The 21,291-nt window shown below is 42.1% G+C and carries 23 protein-coding genes and 3 pseudogenes; 10 read left to right on the forward strand and 16 right to left on the reverse strand.

Features of this window, described 5'->3' with window-relative positions; genetic code table 11:
- Nucleotides 1–6: 6 nt before the first annotated feature.
- Together ACEW80_RS18790 and ACEW80_RS18795 are read right to left on the reverse strand one after the other, a co-directional pair.
- Entirely contained in the window at nucleotides 7–381 is a 375-nt protein-coding gene (locus ACEW80_RS18790) for a hypothetical protein (protein ID WP_373528051.1), read from the reverse strand.
- Between the two features lie 30 nt (nucleotides 382–411).
- Nucleotides 412–1,329 (reverse strand): histone deacetylase, encoded by a 918-nt coding sequence (locus ACEW80_RS18795; RefSeq protein ID WP_373528052.1) that lies wholly within the window; start codon nucleotides 1,327–1,329, stop codon nucleotides 412–414.
- 145 nt (nucleotides 1,330–1,474) lie between these two features.
- Here ACEW80_RS18795 and ACEW80_RS18800 point away from each other — a divergent pair, with 145 nt between their 5' ends.
- Nucleotides 1,475–1,867, forward strand: a complete 393-nt coding sequence (locus ACEW80_RS18800; RefSeq protein WP_373528053.1) for a hypothetical protein — start codon at nucleotides 1,475–1,477, stop codon at nucleotides 1,865–1,867.
- A 231-nt stretch (nucleotides 1,868–2,098) separates the two neighbouring features.
- Here ACEW80_RS18800 and ACEW80_RS18805 read toward each other — a convergent pair whose 3' ends face one another.
- On the reverse strand, nucleotides 2,099–2,857 hold the full coding sequence (locus ACEW80_RS18805; RefSeq protein ID WP_373528054.1) for an MBL fold metallo-hydrolase: 759 nt from the start codon (nucleotides 2,855–2,857) through the stop codon (nucleotides 2,099–2,101).
- 354 nt (nucleotides 2,858–3,211) lie between these two features.
- Here ACEW80_RS18805 and ACEW80_RS18810 point away from each other — a divergent pair, with 354 nt between their 5' ends.
- From ACEW80_RS18810 to ACEW80_RS18820, 3 genes are all read left to right on the forward strand, one after another.
- Nucleotides 3,212–3,469 carry a hypothetical protein gene (locus ACEW80_RS18810; protein WP_373528055.1) on the forward strand — a complete coding sequence of 86 codons (258 nt, stop codon included), beginning with the start codon at nucleotides 3,212–3,214 and terminating at the stop codon, nucleotides 3,467–3,469.
- Nucleotides 3,470–3,588: 119 nt separating this feature from the next.
- Entirely contained in the window at nucleotides 3,589–3,897 is a 309-nt protein-coding gene (locus tag ACEW80_RS18815; RefSeq protein ID WP_373528056.1) for a DUF3181 family protein, read from the forward strand.
- 294 nt (nucleotides 3,898–4,191) lie between these two features.
- Nucleotides 4,192–4,407: an acetyltransferase gene (locus ACEW80_RS18820; RefSeq protein WP_373528057.1), complete on the forward strand. Its 216-nt coding sequence runs from the start codon at nucleotides 4,192–4,194 to the stop codon at nucleotides 4,405–4,407.
- A 62-nt stretch (nucleotides 4,408–4,469) separates the two neighbouring features.
- Here the strand turns inward: ACEW80_RS18820 and ACEW80_RS18825 are convergent.
- From ACEW80_RS18825 to ACEW80_RS18850, 6 genes and pseudogenes are all read right to left on the reverse strand, one after another.
- Nucleotides 4,470–4,953 (reverse strand): annotated as a pseudogene (locus ACEW80_RS18825) (ABA4-like family protein).
- 144 nt (nucleotides 4,954–5,097) lie between these two features.
- Nucleotides 5,098–6,138 (reverse strand): cobalamin biosynthesis protein CobW, encoded by a 1,041-nt coding sequence (cobW, locus tag ACEW80_RS18830; protein WP_373528058.1) that lies wholly within the window; start codon nucleotides 6,136–6,138, stop codon nucleotides 5,098–5,100.
- Between the two features lie 281 nt (nucleotides 6,139–6,419).
- A complete protein-coding gene (gene pstB, locus ACEW80_RS18835) occupies nucleotides 6,420–7,223 on the reverse strand; it encodes a phosphate ABC transporter ATP-binding protein PstB (RefSeq protein ID WP_373528059.1) in 804 nt (267 codons plus the stop codon).
- Between the two features lie 49 nt (nucleotides 7,224–7,272).
- Nucleotides 7,273–8,199: a phosphate ABC transporter permease PstA gene (gene pstA / locus ACEW80_RS18840; protein ID WP_373528060.1), complete on the reverse strand. Its 927-nt coding sequence runs from the start codon at nucleotides 8,197–8,199 to the stop codon at nucleotides 7,273–7,275.
- The gene (pstC, locus tag ACEW80_RS18845; RefSeq protein WP_373528061.1) at nucleotides 8,196–9,137 is read right to left on the reverse strand and encodes a phosphate ABC transporter permease subunit PstC; all 942 of its coding nucleotides are present in this window, start codon (nucleotides 9,135–9,137) and stop codon (nucleotides 8,196–8,198) included. Before pstC ends, pstA begins: the two co-directional genes overlap by 4 nt.
- Nucleotides 9,138–9,537: 400 nt before the next feature.
- Nucleotides 9,538–10,611: a PstS family phosphate ABC transporter substrate-binding protein gene (locus ACEW80_RS18850; protein ID WP_373528062.1), complete on the reverse strand. Its 1,074-nt coding sequence runs from the start codon at nucleotides 10,609–10,611 to the stop codon at nucleotides 9,538–9,540.
- Nucleotides 10,612–11,309: 698 nt separating this feature from the next.
- Here ACEW80_RS18850 and ACEW80_RS18855 point away from each other — a divergent pair.
- Together ACEW80_RS18855 and lspA are read left to right on the forward strand one after the other, a co-directional pair.
- Complete coding sequence (locus ACEW80_RS18855; RefSeq protein ID WP_373528063.1) at nucleotides 11,310–11,897, forward strand: biotin transporter BioY; 588 nt, start codon at nucleotides 11,310–11,312, stop codon at nucleotides 11,895–11,897.
- Nucleotides 11,898–12,059: 162 nt separating this feature from the next.
- Nucleotides 12,060–12,530 (forward strand): signal peptidase II, encoded by a 471-nt coding sequence (gene lspA, locus ACEW80_RS18860; RefSeq protein ID WP_373528064.1) that lies wholly within the window; start codon nucleotides 12,060–12,062, stop codon nucleotides 12,528–12,530.
- 149 nt (nucleotides 12,531–12,679) lie between these two features.
- Here lspA and ACEW80_RS18865 read toward each other — a convergent pair whose 3' ends face one another.
- Together ACEW80_RS18865 and ACEW80_RS18870 are read right to left on the reverse strand one after the other, a co-directional pair.
- A complete protein-coding gene (locus ACEW80_RS18865) occupies nucleotides 12,680–14,167 on the reverse strand; it encodes a M16 family metallopeptidase (protein ID WP_373528065.1) in 1,488 nt (495 codons plus the stop codon).
- 96 nt (nucleotides 14,168–14,263) lie between these two features.
- Nucleotides 14,264–15,910: an insulinase family protein gene (locus ACEW80_RS18870; protein WP_373528066.1), complete on the reverse strand. Its 1,647-nt coding sequence runs from the start codon at nucleotides 15,908–15,910 to the stop codon at nucleotides 14,264–14,266.
- Nucleotides 15,911–16,061: 151 nt separating this feature from the next.
- Here ACEW80_RS18870 and ACEW80_RS18875 point away from each other — a divergent pair, with 151 nt between their 5' ends.
- Entirely contained in the window at nucleotides 16,062–16,679 is a 618-nt protein-coding gene (locus ACEW80_RS18875) for a TetR/AcrR family transcriptional regulator (protein WP_373528067.1), read from the forward strand.
- A 17-nt stretch (nucleotides 16,680–16,696) separates the two neighbouring features.
- Here ACEW80_RS18875 and ACEW80_RS18880 read toward each other — a convergent pair whose 3' ends face one another.
- The 4 genes and pseudogenes from ACEW80_RS18880 to ACEW80_RS18895 all read right to left on the reverse strand — a co-directional run bounded on the left by ACEW80_RS18880 (nucleotide 16,697) and on the right by ACEW80_RS18895 (nucleotide 18,173).
- Nucleotides 16,697–17,137 (reverse strand): DUF4332 domain-containing protein, encoded by a 441-nt coding sequence (locus tag ACEW80_RS18880; protein ID WP_373528068.1) that lies wholly within the window; start codon nucleotides 17,135–17,137, stop codon nucleotides 16,697–16,699.
- Nucleotides 17,138–17,163: 26 nt separating this feature from the next.
- Entirely contained in the window at nucleotides 17,164–17,406 is a 243-nt protein-coding gene (locus tag ACEW80_RS18885) for a hypothetical protein (RefSeq protein WP_373528069.1), read from the reverse strand.
- A gap of 11 nt (nucleotides 17,407–17,417) precedes the next feature.
- Nucleotides 17,418–17,753, reverse strand: a complete 336-nt coding sequence (locus ACEW80_RS18890) for a XisI protein (protein ID WP_373528070.1) — start codon at nucleotides 17,751–17,753, stop codon at nucleotides 17,418–17,420.
- Nucleotides 17,741–18,173: pseudogene (locus ACEW80_RS18895) on the reverse strand (XisH family protein). The gene ACEW80_RS18890 and the pseudogene ACEW80_RS18895 overlap by 13 nt, the downstream one beginning before the upstream one ends.
- Nucleotides 18,174–18,367: 194 nt before the next feature.
- Here ACEW80_RS18895 and ACEW80_RS18900 point away from each other — a divergent pair.
- The gene (locus tag ACEW80_RS18900; RefSeq protein ID WP_373528071.1) at nucleotides 18,368–18,829 is read left to right on the forward strand and encodes a DUF29 domain-containing protein; all 462 of its coding nucleotides are present in this window, start codon (nucleotides 18,368–18,370) and stop codon (nucleotides 18,827–18,829) included.
- 294 nt (nucleotides 18,830–19,123) lie between these two features.
- Nucleotides 19,124–19,345 carry a hypothetical protein gene (locus ACEW80_RS18905; protein ID WP_373528072.1) on the forward strand — a complete coding sequence of 74 codons (222 nt, stop codon included), beginning with the start codon at nucleotides 19,124–19,126 and terminating at the stop codon, nucleotides 19,343–19,345.
- 187 nt (nucleotides 19,346–19,532) lie between these two features.
- Here the strand turns inward: ACEW80_RS18905 and ACEW80_RS18910 are convergent, their stop codons facing one another.
- A complete protein-coding gene (locus ACEW80_RS18910; RefSeq protein ID WP_373528073.1) occupies nucleotides 19,533–19,679 on the reverse strand; it encodes a hypothetical protein in 147 nt (48 codons plus the stop codon).
- Between the two features lie 309 nt (nucleotides 19,680–19,988).
- Between ACEW80_RS18910 and ACEW80_RS18915 the strand changes: the two are divergent.
- Nucleotides 19,989–21,291, forward strand: a pseudogene (locus ACEW80_RS18915) (hypothetical protein); the annotation flags it as partial.

Here is a 21,291-nt window from a genome sequence, read left to right on the forward strand (position 1 = left end):
TCCGTATTAGCCCAACCGTCTTGAACGTTTTACAGATTTAAAAATACTTTTTGTAATCGCAAAAAGCATGATTATTATGACACCGTAAAACAAGGCATCTAATAAAAATGCCCCAAAATTTATACTGGAAAAATCTTCAACTCCGATTGTCCCCCAGCCACCTGTAGGTGAGCTACCAACCTCGCCGTCATGCACTACTGGGAATGGGAACCCAGCCGTTAAAGAATCACCACCCATACACGCATTTGGAGAACATGGTTCACTTGAGCAGAGTTGTTTACAACCTGGAGGATTCTGATACCACAGCGATAAAATAGTTAACGGAATTCCTAACAATGTACTTAATATTATTACTGTTATTGCTTTTCCCAATTTTCTCATCGAAGGGACTTCCTAAGAATAGAGGCTGTATCAAAGTTTATACTGTTGATAAACTTCACTGGCGGCGCGATGCAGCAGGGAATGCCGCCAAACAAGAGATTTCATATCATCAGCATAACCGCCGCCAATAACGCAAGCGACAGGATAACCGCTACTTATACAGGTACTTAAAACCTGCATTTCCCGGCGAAAAATGCCAGTATCGGTAAGGGCTAATTTGCCTAAGCGATCGCCTATATGAGGGTCAACACCTGCATCATAAAATACTAAGTCTGGGTTGACTTTAGATAATAAATCTGTTAAATAATTCGCTAAAGTTTGTAAATAAGCGTCATCTTCCATTCCCAGTGGCAAAGGAACATCCAAATCGCTGTTTTGTTTAGTACCGGGGAAATTGACTTCGCAGTGCATGGAGAAAGTAAAAACACTCTCATCGTCTTGGAATATAAAAGCGGTGCCGTCTCCTTGATGAACATCCAAATCCACAATGAGGATTTTTTGGACGAGTCCAAATTTTTGCAAAACGCGGCAAGCGATCGCTAAATCGTTGAAAATACAAAAACCAGATCCATAACTAGGAAAGGCATGATGAGTCCCACCAGCAGTATTACAAGCTAAACCCTGACTTAATGCCATTTTAGCAGTAAGTATCGTACCACCTACCGCTACACAGGTACGATTCGCTAATGCTGGACTCCAAGGTAAACCAATGCGACGCTGTGCTTTGGGGTCTAGGGTTCCTTCACAGTAAGCTTGAACGTAGCTTGGGATGTGGACTAATTCTATCAACTCTGGCGGCGGACGTTCAGGCGTGTGAAATTGTTCTGTTTGCGCCACACCGTCAGCTAATAGTAATTCGTAGAGTTGTCGGAACTTAGACATCGGAAAACGATGTCCTTCAGGCAATGGGGCAACGTAATCTGGGTGGTAGATAATTGGCAAGTCCATGTTATTAATTGTGAACCATAGTCTGATGCCAAATACACTTATTTGCGATCGCCCAGCCAAAAATTCATAGTATTACTTTTTTAACCTGCCGATTGGTAAAATTAAAAGTAGTGAGAAAAATAAATTTAAAAAACACAAAATCACAATGGCAGTTGAACGTTGGACAGACGAAATGCTTGATAAGTTAGCTTCAAGTGTGTCCCAGATACGAGATAGTGTAGTTGAAGTCCGAGATTCTGTAACTGAAGTCCGAGATTCTGTAGCTGAAGTCCGAGATTCTGTAACTGAAGTTCGAGATTCTGTAGCTGAAGTCCGAGATTCTCTAGCTGAAGTCCGAGATTCTCTAGCTGAAGTCCGAGATAGTGTAGATGGCTTGAGAGTAACTGTTCAAGCCTTGTTGCAAGTAGCATCTCAAAGTCAAAGGGATACTGAGTTACTCAAACAGCAACAAGTAGAAAATGATCAGAGGTTTAATATCCTCCTCGAAGAAGTACGCTATTTGATTCGAGGTAATCAGGGAGATTCAAATAATTCGTAATGACGCTCTCTACGAGACGCTAAAAGCGTAGCTTGCTTCTCTGTAAGAGTACGCAGACTCGCTACCGCTACGCTAACGGAATTCGTAATTAAAAAAGAGTTTAAGTTGCTCAAAAAGTTGTAAGATTGGCAGTATTTACCTATTGGAAATTTAGATACCAACTAATGCAATTACGAATTATTTTAATCCTTTAGATAATTTCTTACTTTTGGTAAGCTTTGCTACGGAAAACTAAAATGGTAGTTCAAAGCGATCGCCTGGTTTAGGTTCCATCACCCGCGTCGAAAGATTATTCTTCTGTAGCAACGAACGAAATTCCTCAGCACTTCCTTTAGTCTGAATAAATTTCATCAGCAATCCCTCAAAGACCACATCCCCACCCGCTGCTGTAGGCAATATTACTTGAGGCTGTAACAACTTTACCACTTCCAAAGCGCTATTTTGTCCTTGAATAATCGACCCAAGCAAAGGCAGCGTTAAGTCAAGAAATGGCGTAATCACCACATCAACTGGTGCAGCCTGCTTAAGCTGCGGTGAATGATACCCGTGAGGCTCGTAGTATAAAGTTAAACCACTCTCCAATTCTTTGAGGAGATAACTATTTTCTACCAGAGTCGGGCCAATTTGAGAGCCGGGAAAAGCTTTGATTTCAACTTGATTATTTAAGGTGAAATTTTCACCATGAGCTAATACTGTTACTTGGGTGTAACCTAACTGCTGTACTACTTTGGCTGCATTGGGAGAAGCTACAACCTTGATGCTGTGATCAAGTAATTTAAGCGTTGGTGGGTGAGTATGATCCTCTAAACCCTGAGACAGCAGGATCAGATCAATATTATCTGGTATTGGGCGATTTTGCGATCGCGAGCCTTTAAATAACCAATCCAAATTGCTAAAAATTAACGAACCAACTAGCCAAGGATCAATCATTATCCGCTTTTCACCGATTTCTAGTAACCAAGAGTTGCTGTCTAACCAAGTTAAAAACATAAATTTTGTGAAGATAATGCTTACCTTTATTATCAATCGTGTCACCTTTTTTAGTAAGCACTGAGGTGAATATTTACATTCATCCAGGCAAATCTACACAGGAGATCTTTTAATGTCTGATATTGAGCATTGGCGCAAATTTTGCACGAGTTCCCAAAGTCAGGAGGGATTGCTACGGAAGATAAAGCAATAGGAAGGCAGGGTCAAAGAGTTAGAGCAGTTTCAGCACGATTATCAAACCGACCAAATCGAACGACGTGAGCGTGGTGAGTAGAAAGTTGGGGTTCTAAGTCTTCTTGTCTCAAAGTTTGAGTTACCCTGAATAGGGTGTATTTAAATCTGTAACAAATATTTATGCCTCCTCGTTGGCCTCGCAAACCCGATCGCAAAGACCCTGATTACCGCAAGATCGATGACCGGATGAACTTTGCTGTGCATGTGGCGATCGCTGCTACTATTAACTCTAGTTTATGGTTTTTCCACATCTTGAAAGGCACTACGTGGGAGTGGCTGCCTTGGGTAACAGTAAGTTGGACAGTAATATTGTTGGTGCATCTGATTTATATTACTGCGATCGCTAACTACACTGAAACTCCATCCAAATCCACCTGAAGACGGACTGTTGATGCTGGGGCGATTGTAACCTATGGTAGTAGAATCAGCCTATTAAATGAGCCATAATATTAAAAAGTTTGAAATTTTGCGCTCTTTCCTAATGTAGGATTATTTTTATGGCTAAAACTAACACCACAGAACTACTGGAAGCCCTAGCAGCTGAAATTGGTGAAAATGTCTATATGGACATTGCCAAATGGCATCTTTATTTATCTAATGCCAAACTGCATACCCTTGTTGCTGAACAGTTATATCCCTTAATTACTTCTAAGAATGTAAATGAAGACCAAGTTACAAAAGTCTTGAAATCAATTCCAATAAAAATTGGCGGTGGTAAAAGTGAAATTCCTTTAATCGATTTACTGCCATTGCAATGCCAGGTCAACTTAGTAGATATTTTGGAAAAATATCAGCGCGAAATCTAATCGCTAAAACTAAGATTATTTGAATTAGACAATTTTATCGGTCAGCATTATCTTATTCAATTTTGTATTTGAGACGCTGAATTAGGGTTTGTTTACTGGATCAATTTTATAAAAATAAAAACCACATATACACATAAGATTAATTTTGGGCAATTTGTGTATATCTGGTAAAAATTTCCTTTAACAATTAAGGAATCTCGACGTTCTAAATCAGTTGAGATATGAGCGAGTTTATACTTAAGAATACTTCAGACTCGCCCAGAACTTTCATGCAAACTTATTGAGGCAATTTGTATGCTTTTACAACTTAAAGATACTGGCGAATTGGTAAAAATTCTTGAAATTCAGGAGTTAATCGACCCGAATTCTGATATTGTTCAGGCACAAGATCAAGAAGGTCAAGAAGAACAACAGCCTGAGAATTTTAAAAAAGAAAATCTTGTTTTTCCGTCTGGTGAAGATTTACCACGTTGTTGGTTAGATGCCGACTATAGACAAGATAACGCTTAATAATTTTAAAATCAGGTAATTAATGGTATTAGGGGCGTACAGCTAGTTATGCGCCCCTAATATTATGTACCAGTTGATGATACTTTTTGTTCTGCTACCGTCACAGTTTCATTTTGCTGAAACTTTGGGAAAAATCTCTTAACAATCCAGTCAGTCAAGATGTGAGACAGTAATCCTAAAGGCCCAGCAAACAAAGATAAAGCCAGAGAGTGAATTGTCCAAATACCCGTTTTCTGACCTTCCCAATAAATCCAGCGACCCACAAATAAATCCATCACTAAAAAATGAATCCAACCTGTTGCAGCAGCTGTTTCATCTGTAAAAAATCGCGCAATATCAGCTAATTGGGGATTCGATAAAGCTTGGGCGTTTTCTGGTGTAATACTATTGATAAACAAATATGAATACGCGCCTGTTAATAGCATAAAAGGCAGATTATGATTCCATTATCTGTCGTGTGACTTTCCAGTTTGGCAATAAAATCATCAAAGCCCAAAAAGGCAAGACGAAAAGATTGGCAATGTTAAATAGTTGAGAAATAGTCATAGTTTGGTAAAGTCAGAATTGATAAATTAGGAATGAAAAGGTATGGTTGAGGAGTTACGAATTAGAAATTTTAAACGATTAACATTATTTTAAATGTTTTTGAATTAAGCAGTTATTCATAACTCCTAACTCCTAACTCCTAACTTATAAAGCTACTAGCTGCGATTCAATTTCTGAAGAATTCAAATCACGACCGATGAAAACTAACCGAGTTTGCCTAGCCTCATCTGGTTTCCAGGGGCGATCGTAAAATTTATCAAATCTAGTTCCCACGCCCTGCATGACTAGGCGCATAGATTTATTTGGCACTGCGACAAAGCCTTTAATCCGGTAAATTTCTTGTTGTTGTGCCAATGTTTGCAACTGCTGTTGCAGTTTTTCTGGGTCAAAGGCACGATCCAAAATTAAATTAGCTGAAGTAATCTCTTCGTCGTGGTTATGGTCTTCTTCAGTATCATGATGACTGGGACGGCTATCTAAGTTATCTTCAACTGCGGCTTGAAATCCTAATAATATAGATGCATCTAGTTGAGAACCATTGCTCTCGACAATCTTTACCACTCTGGGCAACTCTTGTTTAATTAATTCCTCAACTCTGGCTTTTGTCTCGGCATCTACCAAGTCAATTTTATTCAATACTACTAAGTCTGCACAAGCAAGTTGGTCTTCAAACAGTTCTTGTAAGGGTGTTTCGTGTTCTAGACTATCATCTGCTTGTCGCTGGGCTGCGATCGCCTCTGGATCGCTAGCAAATGTCCCTGCTGCTACCGCCGCACAATCTACTACAGTAATCACCGCATCTACAGTGGCGGCGTTGCGAATTTCTTGCCAGCGAAAAGCCTTTATCAGGGGTTTTGGCAAGGCTAAACCAGAGGTTTCAATCAAAATGCAGTCGATGCTATCTCGCCGCTTGATTAACTCTTGCATCGTCGGGTAAAATTCTTCCTGCACGGTGCAGCATAAGCAGCCATTAGTTAATTCAAAAATATTACTGTCGCCCTCATCATCTTCTGGGCAAACTTGACAAGATTTCAATAATTCGCCATCAATACCGAGTTCGCCAAATTCGTTGACTAAAACGGCAATGCGGCGTCCTTGGTTGTTTTGTAGCAGGTGGCGAATTAGGCTGGTTTTTCCACTACCTAAGAAGCCTGTAATCACTGTGACAGGAATTTTTGCAGCCATATTTTTGCCTGACTTTCTCAGTATGGTAAGTTTCACGGCTGACAAACTTAAATACTGAGATTAAGCTTGGTTTGAAGATTGACTTAGTTATTCTAAGCTGAAAGTCTATGGAAAACCTCAAAGGATATTATAAAGTTCAGCCCGTGAGAGACATTGCAGGACTTATGGCAAATCCTGGTTAACCACTTCTGAGAGCATTTTAAATGCTTCTAAATATTAAGTAAATGAACTTTTTGAGGCTGTATATCTCTCACTGCTCCAACATCAGCAATGTGAAACATTTATCCAAATTTACCGCTGACGTAATCTCGGGTATCTTCCTGCTGAGGATTGTTGAAAATATGCTCTGTAAAATCGTATTCGACTAGATATCCCATTTTGCTGCCCGTTTCTGTCGCCTGTGCATTAAAAAATGCTGTCATATCCGACACCCGCGCAGCCTGCTGCATATTGTGGGTGACGATAATAATCGTATATTGCGACTTCAATTCTTGGAGTAATTCTTCAACCCGCAAAGTTGAAATTGGGTCAAGGGCTGAACAGGGTTCATCCATTAGTAAAACTTCTGGTTGAATTGCTAAAGCACGAGCAATACACAAACGCTGCTGTTGACCACCAGATATAGATAAACCACTTTGTCTAAGTTTATGTTTAACTTCATCCCACAAAGCAGCTTGCTTTAAACTCCGCTCTACTAATTCATCCATATCACCTCGATAGCCGTTAATTCTGGCTCCAAAGGCGATATTTTCATAAATTGATTTTGGGAAAGGGTTAGGCTTTTGAAACACCATCCCAACCCGACGGCGCAATTCTACTGTGTCAATTTTTTTGTCATAAATATCGGTATCATCAAAGGTAATTCTTCCCTCAATGTGTGCGCCAGGAATCAAGTCATTTAAGCGGTTAAAACATCTTAGTACAGTGCTTTTACCACATCCAGAAGGGCCAATAAGAGCAGTAATTTTGTTTTTGCCAATGTTTAAGTTGACATCACGAACTGCTTTAAAACTACCATAGAAAACAGATAACTGTTCAGCTTGTAAAATACTCTCGTAAGTTGCGGTTTTTGAGTTTGATACCATACAAAAATTTCAGGTAGATACTGAAAATATACATTTAGATAGGGTTTGTTTAGCGTGACTGCTGAAATTTATTGCGTAAAATTATGGCTGTTGAATTCATCAACAGCAACACGATCATCAAAACAATAATGCCAGCAGCAGCATTTTGATGAAACTCTACTTGAGGGCGAGAAACCCAGTCAAAAATCTGAATTGGTAGTGCTGTAAAAGGACTTTGCAAGCCTTTTAAAGAAAGTTCAGGTAAGAAAGTAATGAACCCAACAGCCCCGATTACAATCAACGGTGCTGTTTCACCGATCGCTCGTGAAAGTGCCAGAATTGTACCAGTAAGTATACCTGGTAAAGCAATGGGGAAAATTTGTTCTCGGATGATTTGCCATCTGTTGGCACCAAGGGCAAAACCTGCTTGTCTTAGACTATCGGGAACCGCACGTAATGCTTCACGAGTGGTAATAATGATAATTGGTAGAATTAACAAACTCAAGGTTAAAGCACCAGCTAGCACACTACGTCCCTTGGTGATTGGTTCTATCACCCGGACAAAAATTTGCAAGCCTAGCAAGCCGTAAATAATCGATGGCACTGCGGCTAAATTTGCAATGTTGATTTCAATTAAGCGAGTAAACCAGTTGTCTGTGGCATATTCTTCTAAGAAAATTCCTGCACCTACTCCTAAGGGAAAGGAAATTAAGGCTGTTATTACCAACAGCCAAATAGTACCAACCAAGGGAGCTAATATCCCAGAAGAGGAGGCACGGCGAGAAGAAAAGCTGGTAAGAAAAGACCAATTCAAGCCACCAAGACCGTCAGTCAAGACATCAATAAGTAAAATAGCTAACACCAGCAACGCAAATGAAGTTGCAACCCAAGTAGCGATCGCAAAAACTTTGTCGAGGTTGTAGCGTTTATTCAGCGCGAGGTCAAAGTTTGGATTGACCCCAGACTGATTTGTCGACTTAGTATCACTTGTTGTCATTCGTATTTCTCCCGGAAGCGGCGAACAAACCAGTAACTAAAAATATTCAGGGCTAAGGTGATCAGAAACAAAGTCATACCCACCGCAAAAATAGTTTTATACGCTAGTGAGCCGGCTGGTGTGTCTCCTTTACTCACTTGGACAATGTATGCTGTCATTGTCTGAATTGGCACTAACGGATTGAAGCCCAATTGAGGGTTTTGTCCAGCCGCGATGGTGACAATCATTGTTTCACCAATAGCGCGGGAAATAGCCAAGATAAAAGAAGCTACTATCCCAGATAAAGCCGCTGGTAACACTACTGAAATAATTGTTTCCCGCTTGGTTGATCCCAATGCATAAGCACCTTCCCGCAGACTACGCGGAACGGAATAAATAGCGTCTTCACTCAAAGAAGCTACCAAAGGAATAATCGAAATTCCCAATACGACACCTGCACTCAAAGCATTGAAGCCCTGTATACCAGGGATGAATGTTTGGAGGAAGGGTGTAACTGTAAACAATGCAAAGTAACCAAACACAACAGTTGGTACCCCAGCTAATACTTCTAGGGCTGGCTTTAGCCATTTGCGAAGTTCAGCCGGAGCATACTCACTTAAGCAGATAGCAGCTAATAATCCTAGTGGTAATGCTACTGCGATCGCAATTACAGATGAGAGCAATGTGGCACTAATTAGCACCATGATTCCGAACTGCTTATTAGTGAACAGCGGCGTCCATTGTGTATCTGTTAAAAACTGCCAGATGGACACGGCTTTAAAGAATTCTACAGTCTCAAAAATCAGCGTTAAGACAATCCCAATTGTGGTTAAAACTGAGACGAAAGCAAACAAGGCAAACAGCGCTTTTACGCCAGTTTCCACCCGCTTACTCAAAGTCCGATTGGGCTGCCATAAGTTAGATTTATCTGGTTCATTAGATGGTGGGCTGGTAGTCATTTGGGGACAACCTCATAAATTCAAACTCTTTCTTTTTATCAAACAGAATTCAGGAGTCAGGAGTCAGAATTCAGAATTAATTCTTTACAAGTGGCGGACTTCGGCGTGAGCGCTCAGTCGAACGCTGAATAAGCGGCGTTTTTGCACCCCCACCAAATTTTCAATTTGGTGGTCACTGAGCAGCGCCAAAGTGTGGTCTTCAATCAGTGGGGGATTCAGCCCGCCACTGATAGCGAGTCCGCGTTACTCTTACAGAGAAGCAAGCTACGCTTTTAGGGTCTGTCTGCGACACGCTGCGCGAACGTAGAGAGCGTCTTGATTCTGACCGAGAGGCTGCGCCAACGGCAGGCTCAGGGCATCGCTCCTGAATTCTGACTTCTGAATTCTTCTTCAATAACTCTTACTTTTCTTTCTTGAGAAGGTCTTTCAGGGTTACACCGATTTGAGAACCCTTGCCCTCAAAAACCGAACCTACTGTGCCATTATTGAAACGTGCCTGAACTTCAGGGAGTAGGTCGCTAGGTAAAGGTACGTAGCCCACTTCTGTAACTAACTTTTGGTTTGCCTCAGCATAATTGAAATCAACAAAAGCCTTGACTTCAGGACGCGCTGCCGCTGTTTTTTTGATGTAGATAAACTCTGGGCGAGCTAGGGGCTGGTAAGTACCATCGGCGATCGTTTGTGGACTAGGTTGAACACAGCCCTTACCACCATCAATGCCTACAAGCTTTAATTTGTCTTTGTTGTTTTCGTAATAGGCATAGCCGAAGAAGGCCAAACCGCCTTTGTCTGAACTCACACCCTGTACCAGGGTGTTGTCATCTTCACTAGCAGTAAAATCGCCTCGGCTTTCTCCTTCTTTACCCACAACTGCTTGAGTAAAATAGTCATAAGTCCCAGAGTCAGTACCAGGACCGTACAAACCTATTTTTTCTGCTGGGAATTTAGGGTTAATTTGGTTCCATTGGGTAACTTTGCCTTGAGCTGCTGGCTCCCACATTTTTTTCAGTTCATCAACTTTAAGGCAATCAACAAAGTTGTTTTGGGGGTTAGCTACCACTGAAAGTCCATCATAAGCGATCGGTAATTCAATATATTCGATATTACCTTTTTTACAGAGTTCTACTTCTTCCGCTTTAATCGGGCGCGAAGCATTAGAAATATCAGTTTCACCTGCACAGAACTTCTTAAAGCCTCCACCCGTACCAGAGGAAGCTACAGTAACTTTTACCCCAGTATTCGCCTTTTGAAACTCTTCTGCCATTGCCTCAGAAATAGGATAGACGGTACTGGAACCATCTACCTTTACTGTTCCAGATAAATTTGATCCAGCTGCTGTAGTGGTAGCTGGGGTAGCACCGCCATCAGCTGCTGGGCTAGGGTTGTTAGAAGCTTGATTGTTATCGCCGCAAGAGGCAATACCAATTGCCAGAGCAACTAAGGGAGCAACTAACTGCATCTTTGAAGAGAACATAAAGGATTTTTATAAATTATGCTATGGATTAACAGTATGAACATTAGCACTGAAGGGTCACAAAAAAGTTAACAACTGGTTAAGTAAATCCTAACACCTACTTAGGTTCATTCAAGTTAAAGTTAGTAAAGGCACAGATTTAAATACGTAATGATTTCAACTTTGATTTAAATTACACCAAGATTTAGCACTGAATAAAGTAAAATACAAATAATTTTGGTACGCTTTAAATATTTTTTAATTTGCACATTTTTAAATGAATTTACTGCTAAATACTAGCAATAAATTATTAATCAAGATGTCAGGTTTAAGATAGGGTATCCTACTGTCAGATTGGAACCTCCGCCTGCTTTTTAGGTTCTGCATACCCATTCGTGTCAACTTAAGCTAGGAATAGCTTAACTGTTGGCTTCATCACCCACCTTGAACTTTAGTTCAAGGCTAACAGCTAAAGTCTACTTCAGTAGACTAGAGATTTTTGGAGGTATTTAGTCATCTTCAGATGACTTGTGCTATTAGCAAAAAACTTAAGTTCCTTGCGGGACATCACTTTTACGTTAAGTTGACACCTATTGGCAATACCCCTACTCTTAAGCAATGCTGTCCCGTAGGGAAGCAGTACAGGCATATATATTAATGTAATGTCTATACTGGTTGCTGTTGGTTTTCGCTTTTGCCTTTCCTTGGTTGCCTGATAAATGTTTGCTGTTTCCAATCAATTATTATGGTCTATGGTTGGCTTACTCCTGACAGTGGGTGGCACTTTTCTAGAAGCTTATGGCATCACCTTACCTTGGAGCTGGAGTCAGCACGGAATTCAAACTTTTTCTTTAGGTGTCACTTTTCAAATTGGCGCAGTACTGTTGGTGGGTTGTTTAGGAGGCAAAAATGCTGGTGCACTGTCGCAAATTGCCTATTTAGTGATGGGGTTAACCTTATTACCTGTATTTGCCGATGGTGGTGGTATCGGTTATGTGAAGCTCTCTCAGTTTGGCTATCTGCTGGGCTTTATTCCTGGAGCTTGGATTTGTGGCTTGTTCGCCTTTAAAGCTAGACCTAGAATAGAAACCCTTGCCTTTAGTTGCATCTGTGGCTTGTTAACTCTCCACTTATGCGGTATTAATTATTTGATTATTAGCTATCTTTTTCAGTGGAAAGGCACAGAAAATCTATCCTTGATGCAAGCAATCCTTAGATACTCCTGGTTTGCACTACCAGGGCAACTAACTGTAGTCTGTGCCGTAACTGTAATAGCATATGTATTGCGTCACTTAATGTTTTATTAGTCATTAGTCCATTGTCCAAAGATTAGCTCTTAAACCTTGACTCTTGACCTTTAAACACAGTTCACTTAACGGGGAACCCCCCGAAATTCAGATTCCCTTAAGCCGGCGCTCCGACTTCTCTGAGCACATGACTGGCTGCTCTTGACTCTTGACTAATTCGCCATGCATTTAAAAAATCGTCTTTTCTGGATTGCTGCCTTCATAGTTTTTTTCTTAGACCAAATAACAAAATACTGGGTGGTGCAAACTTTCAGGTTGGGGCAAACACTACCACTTTTACCTGGAATATTTCACCTTACCTATGTTACTAATACTGGTGCCGCTTTTAGCCTGTTAAGTGGGAAAGTAGAGTGGTTGCGCTGGCTATCTTTAGGAGTGAGTTTAGTATTGATAGCGTTGGCATTATTTAGTCCAGCGTTAAATCTGTGGGATCAGCTAGGTTATGGTTTGATTTTAGGTGGAGCTATGGGCAATGGCATTGATCGCTTTGTTTTAGGCTATGTTGTTGATTTTCTTGATTTTCGCCTGATTAACTTTGCTGTATTTAATGTGGCAGATTCATTTATTAGTATCGGTATTGTTTGCCTGTTAATTGCTTCGTTACAAAAAACACCGACTTCAACTGATAGGTAACATTAAACTAATTAATAGTAAAAAGTTACGTATTCTTACATATTTATCAATACCTTCACTAATTTCTGAAAAGCCTCACAGACTCGAAGTTTGTGAAGCTTTTACTCTTCTAGATAAAGGATGTTTGACTAAAGCATCAATCTATACAACTAGTTCTTTGCTTGTGGTTGCGAATTGGGAATCGTCACATCTATCGGCGTTACCTGTGCAGCTAGCTGCGTTAGGGGCGGTTGAATGGCGCTTTGATTCCCCACCACTAGAGTTACGATATTTTCTGGCTTGAGGTATTCTTGTGCTACTCGTTGCACATCGGCGGCTGTGGTGGCGGCGACGGCTTTTTGATAGCGAAAGAGGAAATCAGCGGGATAGCCGTAATATTCGTATTGCATCAACCGTGATAAGGTTTGACCGGGGGTTTGAAAGTTGAATACAAAGGAGTTGAGTGTAGAGTCTTTGGCAAAAGCCAGTTCTTTTGCTGTCACTCTTTGAGCTTGGATACGCTTGATTTGAGCTTGTAAGGCTTTGACAAACTGCACGGTAGCATCCGATCGCGTTTGTCCACCAGCAATAAACATTCCCGGATAATCGTAGCGGGGACTCCAGTAGCCGTATACTGAGTAAGCTAAACCTTGACGCGATCGCAATTCATTAAATAAGCGTCCGCCAAATCCATTTAACACTTCATTTAATACATTCAGCGCGGGATAGTCTGGATTGTCGAACCTTCCGCCTAAATGCCCGATAAGCACACTACTTTGGGTCAGTTGTGGTTGATTGACAAAAAAGACTCCACCGGCATTAGCTGCTGAAACCTCTGGTAATTGGGGTTTAGCAATTTTGGGGTTGCGCTTCCAGTCGCCAAACTGAGCTTGAATGAGCGATCGCATTTTCTTGGAGTTAAAATCTCCCACAATCCCTAAAATCATATTATTGGGGTGGAAATATTGCTGATAAAACTTCAGCAAATCCTCACGAGAAACTTGATCCACCGTTGCATACTCTGTCGTGCGAGCATAAGGGCTCGCTTTCCCATAGATCAATTTCTCAAATTCTCGACTAGCAATATCATCTGGATCGTCATTGCGACGAGCAATACCACCCTTAACTTGTGTCTTAGCCAAGTCTAGCTTTTCTTGAGCAAATACTGGCGATCGCAGTACCTCAGCAAACAGCCCAAACACCGTTTCTAAATCTTCACTGAGTGCCTCAAAGCTAGCAGTACCAGAAGCTTCACCAATACTAGTTTCAACCTCAGCTGCTCGTTGTTCCAACATCTCGTTGAGTTCATCAGGCGAATGCTTCTTAGTTCCCCCAGTCCGCATGACTGCGCCTGTAAAACCAGCCAACCCGACTTTCTTTAGTGGCTCCAAACGACTCCCAGTTTGGATTAATGTCGTACCTTTCACCAAGGGTAACTCGTGATCCTCCATTAAATAGACAACCAAGCCGTTCGGGAGAACAAACCGCTCATACTTAGGTAACTTAATCTCAGGTAGCGGTGCAAGTTGCAATTCAGTGTAATGCTTTGCCTCAGGCGTCGCCGCCAGAGAAAAGTTAAAAGAAGTTAAAAGTAAAAAGGCAAAAGCCACAATCAAGGCATAAACAAGCCTCTTCCCATTTTGAATTTTTAATGCCATCTTCCTTTTATTCTTCACTTTATACCTCTGCATATCTCTCTTCCTTTACGCCCTTTGCCTGGAAAATTTGCGGTAGCCTACAGCAAGCCGCTTCTCTCATCCTTCTTTCGATAACAGCTTACCAGTCGTGCGATTTTCCGGCGTAAACGTCTGCTTTGCCACCCGTTGAATATCAACAGTTGTCACCGCCGCAATATCATCCAACTGCTTAAACAAGTTTCGCCAAGAACCAGTTTTGACCTCATATTCCAACAATTGCTCTGCCATGCCCATATTAGAAGCGAGGGTGCGTAACAAACTCGCCCGTGCTTGAGTTTTCACCCGTTCCAACTCAGTCGCCGTTACAGGCTCAGTTTTTAATTTGTCAATTTCTTGGCGCAAAGCTACCGCCAATTCATCAACTGTATGACCAGGAGCCGTGAGAGCATAGAAAAATATCAGGTTTGGATATTTATCTCCAGGAAATCCACTGTAACCTTGGGCATTTAACGCCAAACGCTGCTTTTCTATCAAAGATTTATACAGCCGTGACGTGCGCCCATCACTTAATAAACTGCCAATGATTTGATAGGCTGCATTATCTGGATGAGTTATTGCCGGACGATGATAACCTTCCAAATACCAGGGTTGAGAAGCTAGCTGTAAAGTAACTTCTCGTGTTTGTTGTTGTTGCGGTTCCACCGGGATTTGCTTAACAGCTTTGGGTTTTGCTTGATAACGTCCAAAATAAGTTTGTGCGAGCTTTTTCACCTCAACCGGATTGACATCTCCGACAATGGCGATCGTTATATTACTTGGTACGTAGTGAGTATCAAAAAACTTCTGCACATCCTCTGGTGTCAGATTGCGGATATCTTCGTCATAACCAATTATCGGACGCCTGTAGGGATGGACTTTATAAGCAGTATCGATAAATTTTTCCACCATCATGCCAATCGGTGAATTATCTACCCGCATCCGTCGCTCTTCTAAAATTACATCTTTTTCTTTATAAAACTCACGACGAATTACCGGGTCGAGAAATCGCTCTGACTCTAGCGACATCCAAAGTTCTAGCTTATTCGCAGGAAAGCTGTACAGATAACGGGTGGCTTCAGTGGAAGTATTGGCATTTAAACCCACACCTCCGGCTTGTTCGACAATTTGCCCTAGTTCGTTTTGCTTAACTAACTTTGCGGCTTGCGCTTCCACTTGCTCAAACTCAGCTTGTAACCGAGCAACTTCATCTTTTTTGCCATCGGCTTTTGCTGTTTTAATTTGGGCATCCAACTGCTCTAATTTGTCAAGTAGTGGTTTTTCAGCTTTGTAGTCTTCTGTACCAATGCGCGTTGTGCCTTTGAATGCCAAATGTTCTAGAAAGTGAGCGACACCAGTTTTGCCATCTGGCTCATCTACACCACCGACATTTGCATAGGTAAGAAAGGAAACCACAGGTGCTTTATGCCGTTCCAAGACAATGAATTTCAGACCATTGTCGAGACGAAACTCCGTCAACTGTTTAATCACTCGATCCAGATAAGGTTGGATTGAGCTTTGATTTTGATTTGGTGGAGTTGGAGTTTTCTTAAGTTGCAGCACTCTTTGAGGAGGAGGTGCTGTCTGAGTTTGAGCCAGAGCGATTTCTGGCAACAATCCCCACCAGAAGATAATTAAAACTGACAATGTGATGAACAGCCAACGTAGTGTGAGGGATAATTTCTTTGACCAATCCAACATTGGTCGCAAGCAATTGAGTTGGTTCATGAGCGAAAATTAGAGTAAAGTTACACTACCTAAAAAACAGGATGCCTAGCAAAAGGGCGTTAATTTTGTATTAAGCTTTCAGTGGCTCTTTATACTTGACGTTAGACAATAATCCGACAAATCCTGTTCCGAATACCTCACCATAACTGTTATGCGAGTTTTTAATTCTTCCCCACCTTCAGAAGCTCAGACGCGCACCCGGATTTTAGAAGCAGCACAACGATTGTTTGCCTCTAAGGGATTTGACGGCACTACTACCCGTGAGTTAGCACAGGCAGCAGGTGTGGCTGAAGGCACTCTCTTTCGTTATTTTCCCAATAAAAAGGCGATTTTGGTAGAAGTAGCGACCAGTGGATGGGTAGAGATTCTGACGGATTTGCTGACAGAATTGAGTGAAATGGGTAGCTATAAAGCTGTAGCACAAGTGATGCGCCGCCGGATGTGGAATCTTCAAAAAAATGCTGATTTGATGCGCGTTTGCTTTATGGAGGTGCAGTTTCACCCCGATTTGCGCGATCGCATCCAATTAGAAGTTATTACTAAAATGACTGATGTAGGCGAAGCGTTTTTTCAAACCGCAATGGACAAAGGCATCTATCGGCAGATGGATGCGAAGTTAGTCGCTAAAGTTTTCTTAGGAATGTTTGCGATCGCAGGTTTTTCTAACAACACCATCATAGAACCTGATGCCTCTCCCCAAAAAATGCAGGAAATGGCAGAAGGACTGGCTGAGATTTTCCTGAATGGTGTTTTGGTTAAAGAGTTATAAGTTAGGAGTTTTAACTTCTAACTGATGATTGCTTGTGCTTGTTGACTCCACTGTTGTACTAATTCAATTGCTGGACACAAATCTCGGCGCTGCATTGTTGCTACCTGCAAGCGCATAATCTGTTGGTGTAATCTGTGAGTCGGAGTCTGAGCTAGCTGTGCCACAGAAGCAATACCTGCATGGAGCAATAAACCACAATATTGTGTACCCACGCTAGGAATTCGGGCTAAATCAGCCAAAGCCATCCACTTATTTACATACTGAAGATGAATCTGTAATTTATTTGCTAAGGCTACCCTTGCCTCTAGAGTTTTCCCTTGTTTGACTAGTGCTACTGTAGTAGTAATCCCACAATTTTGTAGTTGAGATTGTTCCTCTGGGCTCAATCCAGGTAATTGCTCAATTGGCCAGTCACGAGATGTGAGCAGACTTCGATTATCTGTGTGTTTAGAAGACATTATTTAAAACTATAGTATAAGCTTCTTTAATTATTGTGACAGTTGTTTTTTAGCAAAGTACGCTCTTGCGGTTTAGTATTTGTATTGTCTGACAACTCTATTGCACCGCCTGACGACTCTACTCCATTAACTAACAACTCTATTGCACCGCCTGACAACTCTACTGCATTAACTAACAACTCTATTGCACCGCCTGACAACTCTACTGCATTGCAATACAGTTCAGTTAACCCGCAAGACACTTCATCTTCTTGTGGGCGGTCTTTCAACTCAGCACTCTTCATGCTACACCAAATCCGGTGTATTCTCGGACATAAGGCGCTTGAAAGCCCAACACAATATCTTCTTTAGGAATTCCCATTGCGGCTAATTCATGGGCAATTCGTAACTCTGTTGTGTTCTGTTGTACCCAGATTTTGCCATCTTTGATGTCTAAGTGTAAGATGCAGCCATGTACACGACGATTGCCATCCCAACCAACATTCATCACTTGATAGTGATCTTGTTGAAGATCAAAAACAGTTTGTGATTCAATTTCGCCATTTGCGATCGGTATGACAACATACTCGCTAAGTAGATTTTGAATGCACTGGCGATACTTTTCTAGTTTATCCATTGCACAATCACCTCTGGAACGGGATCATAAATCAGCCGTTTAATTTGATATCGTTCAACTGAAAGTTGAGCAAATTCCCGTTGAAAGAAGGCTTGATGAAAAGCGACTGGAATTGCTAAATGAAGGGTTCGATCTGGTTCGCTGAGTTCTAAGGCAAGGCGATAGTTGAGGAATTGCCCCAGTGCCGCATGGTAATCAGTGATGGGTGAGTCGCCTAAAAAAGTTTTGATTTCAACGGCTATTTTTTCGCCTGCCCGTTCTGCTGCTAAAAGACGTTCAGCACCCAAGTCAATCTCAAACTTTGCACCTTTGCACCTTTGCACCTCCTACTTCTACTCTTAGTGGATCGTTGGTGATGATCCATTGTTCTTTTTCTAACGCCCTCTTTACCACTTCATGAAACAAATCTTTAGCTGCCATCTTTACTGTGTATGGTTTTCAATTCCATTCTACAACTCTCCCTCCACTGCATACCTTCTCTAAGCATTACTATGCAGAGCATAAGAATGAGGACAAAGAAAAGTTGTAAGTGATTAAGGAGATATAATAATGACGTTAAGATGGGCGTAAAATATTTCAAATCTAGCTCGTCCACAGTGGATTGCAAGAAGCTCATGATCCCGATTCCAAAAAGCGTAACCCAGTTGTATGAGACAGACTTTGTGGCATGGACAGAAGAAACTGTGCAACTTATTCAGGCTGGACAATTTGGACAAGTAGATTGGGATGCTGTGATTGAGGAGATTGAAAGCTTGGGACGGTCAGATCGGCGGGAGTTAAAAAGCCGATTGGAGGTATTATTACAGCATTTGCTCAAGTGGCAACATCAGTCTAGTTTACGAAGTAGCTCCTGGCGAAATACGATTGATGAGCAACGTAACCGAATTGCAGATTTACTGCAAGAGAGTCCCAGCCTCAAGTCTTACCCAGAAGAAGTTTTAGCCCAATGTTACGATCGCGGATTTAAAGCTGCTAGTAATGAAACCGAACTACCAATAAATACGTTTCCGGTGGAGTGTCCTTATGCTATTGCCCAAGTTCTTGATGCTGAGTTTTTGCCGGATGCGATTGATTGACCATCGTAGACATCGCTCTTATCATACACTTTCACTTCTCCACCGCAACGCGATCGCTAGATTACCTGCAAAGACTGTATTGGTGAAAACTATCAACTTGAGTAATGTATTAAATCGCCTATCTTTAGATAGATATACGATGTACAGTTTGAAATTGTACATCTAACTATGTTGTATAAGCTAATAGTCATTTATTTTTCTAAAATGATTCGCTGTTAGTAAGCGGCTCTAGCTTTGCTTTTATGCAACTTAGGTCATTAGCTGATTACGAAGCAAAAAGAGGAATCAACAATAATGGCATCTAATACATCAATTTTCAACGCAACCCAAGGTACTGATACTATTACCGACTTCTACAAGGGCACTGACTTGATTGGCTTGTCTGGTGGTTTGAGCTTTAGTCAACTCAGTTTCGCTGGTCACAAAATTATCGTCACTGCGACTGATGAAGTTTTGGCAACTCTGAGTGGGATTAATACTACAACGCTGACTGCTGCTAATTTCACTATTGTCTAAACACAACAAGGGTGCACCTTTGTTGCATCGGCGTGCACCTTTGTTGTATTAGCGTACATCTTAGTTGCATCGACGTGTGCCTTTGTTGCATCGACGTGCATCTTTATTGCATTGACCCGCACCTTTGATACCTCAACGTACACCTTTGTTGCATCGACGTGCACCTTTAAGGCATCGTTTCTTTTATTTAACAGACTACTATGATTGACTGTCTGGCGTGAAAAAGGCGTAGGCGTAGCCCGTCGTAGACATCGCTATCGTTGTAATACACTTTCACTTCTTCACCGCAAGGCGATCGCCAGATTACCTGCAAAGAGTGTATTAGTGAAAACATCAACTTCAGTCGTGATTTGTTTCATAAAATTACTCTCAAAGTAATATCACTATTTGTTTGTAAATCCCTAAAACAAAAACCAGGCTAGGCAAAGATAGATTACACATAATGTTTAGTAATGTATTAAATCGCCTATCTTTAGACAGATAGACGATGTATAGTCTGAAATTGTACATCTGGGTATGTTGTATAAACTAATCTTTATTCTTCCCAAGCGATCGGCTGGTAGTAAGCAACTCCAGCTTTGCTTTTATATAACGCTAAATGTTTATGACGCTGATTACAAAACGATAAGAGGAATCAACAGCAATGGCATCTAATACAGCAGTTTTCAACCTCTCTAATCTTGATGGCAGTAACGGCTTTGTGATCAACGGCATTGATGCATTTGACACATCAGGCGGCTCGGTTAGCAATGCCGGAGACATCAACGGCGACGGCTTCGATGACCTGATTATCGGGGCAACGGGTGCCGACCCCAACGGCAATATTAATGCAGGGGAGAGCTACGTGGTGTTTGGCAGCAGCAGTGGCTTTGGAGCCAGCCTTAATCTTTCGTCCCTCGATGGCAGTAACGGCTTTGTGATCAACGGCATTAATATAGACAGCTCAGGCTTCTCTGTTAGCAATGCCGGAGACTTCAACGGCGACAGCTTCGATGACTTGATTATCGGATCAAGCGGTAACCTCATCAGGGGCATTAGCTATTTTCAGGAGAGCTACGTGGTGCTTGGCAGCAGCAGTGGCTTTGGAGCCAGCCTCAATCTCGCGTCACTTGATGGAAGCAACGGCTTTGTGATCAACGTCGGTGGGTCTTACAGCTTTTCCGTCAGCAGTGCCGGAGACTTCAACGGCGACGGCTTCGATGACCTGATTATCGGCTCGCTAGGCAGCAAGAGCGATGCAGGGAAGAGCTACGTGGTGTTTGGCAGTAGCAGTGGCTTTGGAGCGAGGCTCAATCTTTCGTCCCTCAATGGCAGCAACGGCTTTGTGATCAACGTCGGTGGGCCTTACAGCTTTTCCGTCAGCAGTGCCGGAGACATCAACGGCGACGGCTTCGATGACCTAATTATCGGCTCGCCAGGGGGGGGCAGGTACGATGCAGGGGAAAGCTACGTAGTGTTTGGCAGCAGCAGTGGCTTTGGAGCCAGCTTTAATCTCGCGTCACTTGATGGAAGCAACGGCTTTGTGATCAACGGCATTAATGAAAGTGACTACTCAGGCAACTCTGTTAGCAGTGCCGGAGACTTCAACGGCGATGGCTTCGATGACCTGATTATCGGGGCAAGAGGTGCCGACCCCAATGGCAAAGATCGTGCAGGGGAGAGCTACGTGGTGTTTGGCAGCAGCAGTGGCTTTGGAGCCAGCCTCAACCTCTCGTCACTTGATGGCAGTAATGGTTTTGTGCTCAACGGCATTGATGAATTTGACCGCTCAAGCTACTCCGTCAGCAGTGCCGGAGACTTCAACGGCGACGGCTTCGATGACCTGATTATCGGGGCACTGTTCGCCGACCCCAACGAACAGTTCCTTGCTGGGGAGAGCTACGTGGTGTTTGGCAGCAGCAGTGGCTTTGGAGCAAGCCTCAATCTTTCGTCACTCAATGGCATTA

It is taken from the genome of Nostoc sp. (genome assembly GCF_041747015.1).
Classification (GTDB): domain Bacteria; phylum Cyanobacteriota; class Cyanobacteriia; order Cyanobacteriales; family Nostocaceae; genus Nostoc.

Coding starts and splice junctions, on each gene's coding strand:
- ACEW80_RS18900 (WP_373528071.1), top strand. CDS start 18,368: ATGATCCCGATTCCAAAAAGCGTAACCCAGTTGTATGAGACAGACTTT.
- ACEW80_RS18790 (WP_373528051.1), bottom strand. CDS start 381: ATGAGAAAATTGGGAAAAGCAATAACAGTAATAATATTAAGTACATTG.
- ACEW80_RS18795 (WP_373528052.1), bottom strand. CDS start 1,329: ATGGACTTGCCAATTATCTACCACCCAGATTACGTTGCCCCATTGCCT.
- lspA (WP_373528064.1), top strand. CDS start 12,060: ATGCATTTAAAAAATCGTCTTTTCTGGATTGCTGCCTTCATAGTTTTT.
- ACEW80_RS18820 (WP_373528057.1), top strand. CDS start 4,192: ATGCTTTTACAACTTAAAGATACTGGCGAATTGGTAAAAATTCTTGAA.
- ACEW80_RS18815 (WP_373528056.1), top strand. CDS start 3,589: ATGGCTAAAACTAACACCACAGAACTACTGGAAGCCCTAGCAGCTGAA.
- ACEW80_RS18865 (WP_373528065.1), bottom strand. CDS start 14,167: ATGGCATTAAAAATTCAAAATGGGAAGAGGCTTGTTTATGCCTTGATT.
- pstC (WP_373528061.1), bottom strand. CDS start 9,137: ATGACTACCAGCCCACCATCTAATGAACCAGATAAATCTAACTTATGG.
- cobW (WP_373528058.1), bottom strand. CDS start 6,138: ATGGCTGCAAAAATTCCTGTCACAGTGATTACAGGCTTCTTAGGTAGT.
- ACEW80_RS18870 (WP_373528066.1), bottom strand. CDS start 15,910: ATGAACCAACTCAATTGCTTGCGACCAATGTTGGATTGGTCAAAGAAA.
- ACEW80_RS18910 (WP_373528073.1), bottom strand. CDS start 19,679: ATGTTTTCACTAATACACTCTTTGCAGGTAATCTGGCGATCGCCTTGC.
- ACEW80_RS18905 (WP_373528072.1), top strand. CDS start 19,124: ATGGCATCTAATACATCAATTTTCAACGCAACCCAAGGTACTGATACT.
- ACEW80_RS18850 (WP_373528062.1), bottom strand. CDS start 10,611: ATGTTCTCTTCAAAGATGCAGTTAGTTGCTCCCTTAGTTGCTCTGGCA.
- ACEW80_RS18855 (WP_373528063.1), top strand. CDS start 11,310: ATGTTTGCTGTTTCCAATCAATTATTATGGTCTATGGTTGGCTTACTC.
- ACEW80_RS18810 (WP_373528055.1), top strand. CDS start 3,212: ATGCCTCCTCGTTGGCCTCGCAAACCCGATCGCAAAGACCCTGATTAC.
- pstA (WP_373528060.1), bottom strand. CDS start 8,199: ATGACAACAAGTGATACTAAGTCGACAAATCAGTCTGGGGTCAATCCA.
- ACEW80_RS18800 (WP_373528053.1), top strand. CDS start 1,475: ATGGCAGTTGAACGTTGGACAGACGAAATGCTTGATAAGTTAGCTTCA.
- ACEW80_RS18890 (WP_373528070.1), bottom strand. CDS start 17,753: ATGGATAAACTAGAAAAGTATCGCCAGTGCATTCAAAATCTACTTAGC.
- pstB (WP_373528059.1), bottom strand. CDS start 7,223: ATGGTATCAAACTCAAAAACCGCAACTTACGAGAGTATTTTACAAGCT.
- ACEW80_RS18805 (WP_373528054.1), bottom strand. CDS start 2,857: ATGTTTTTAACTTGGTTAGACAGCAACTCTTGGTTACTAGAAATCGGT.
- ACEW80_RS18880 (WP_373528068.1), bottom strand. CDS start 17,137: ATGTCTTCTAAACACACAGATAATCGAAGTCTGCTCACATCTCGTGAC.
- ACEW80_RS18875 (WP_373528067.1), top strand. CDS start 16,062: ATGCGAGTTTTTAATTCTTCCCCACCTTCAGAAGCTCAGACGCGCACC.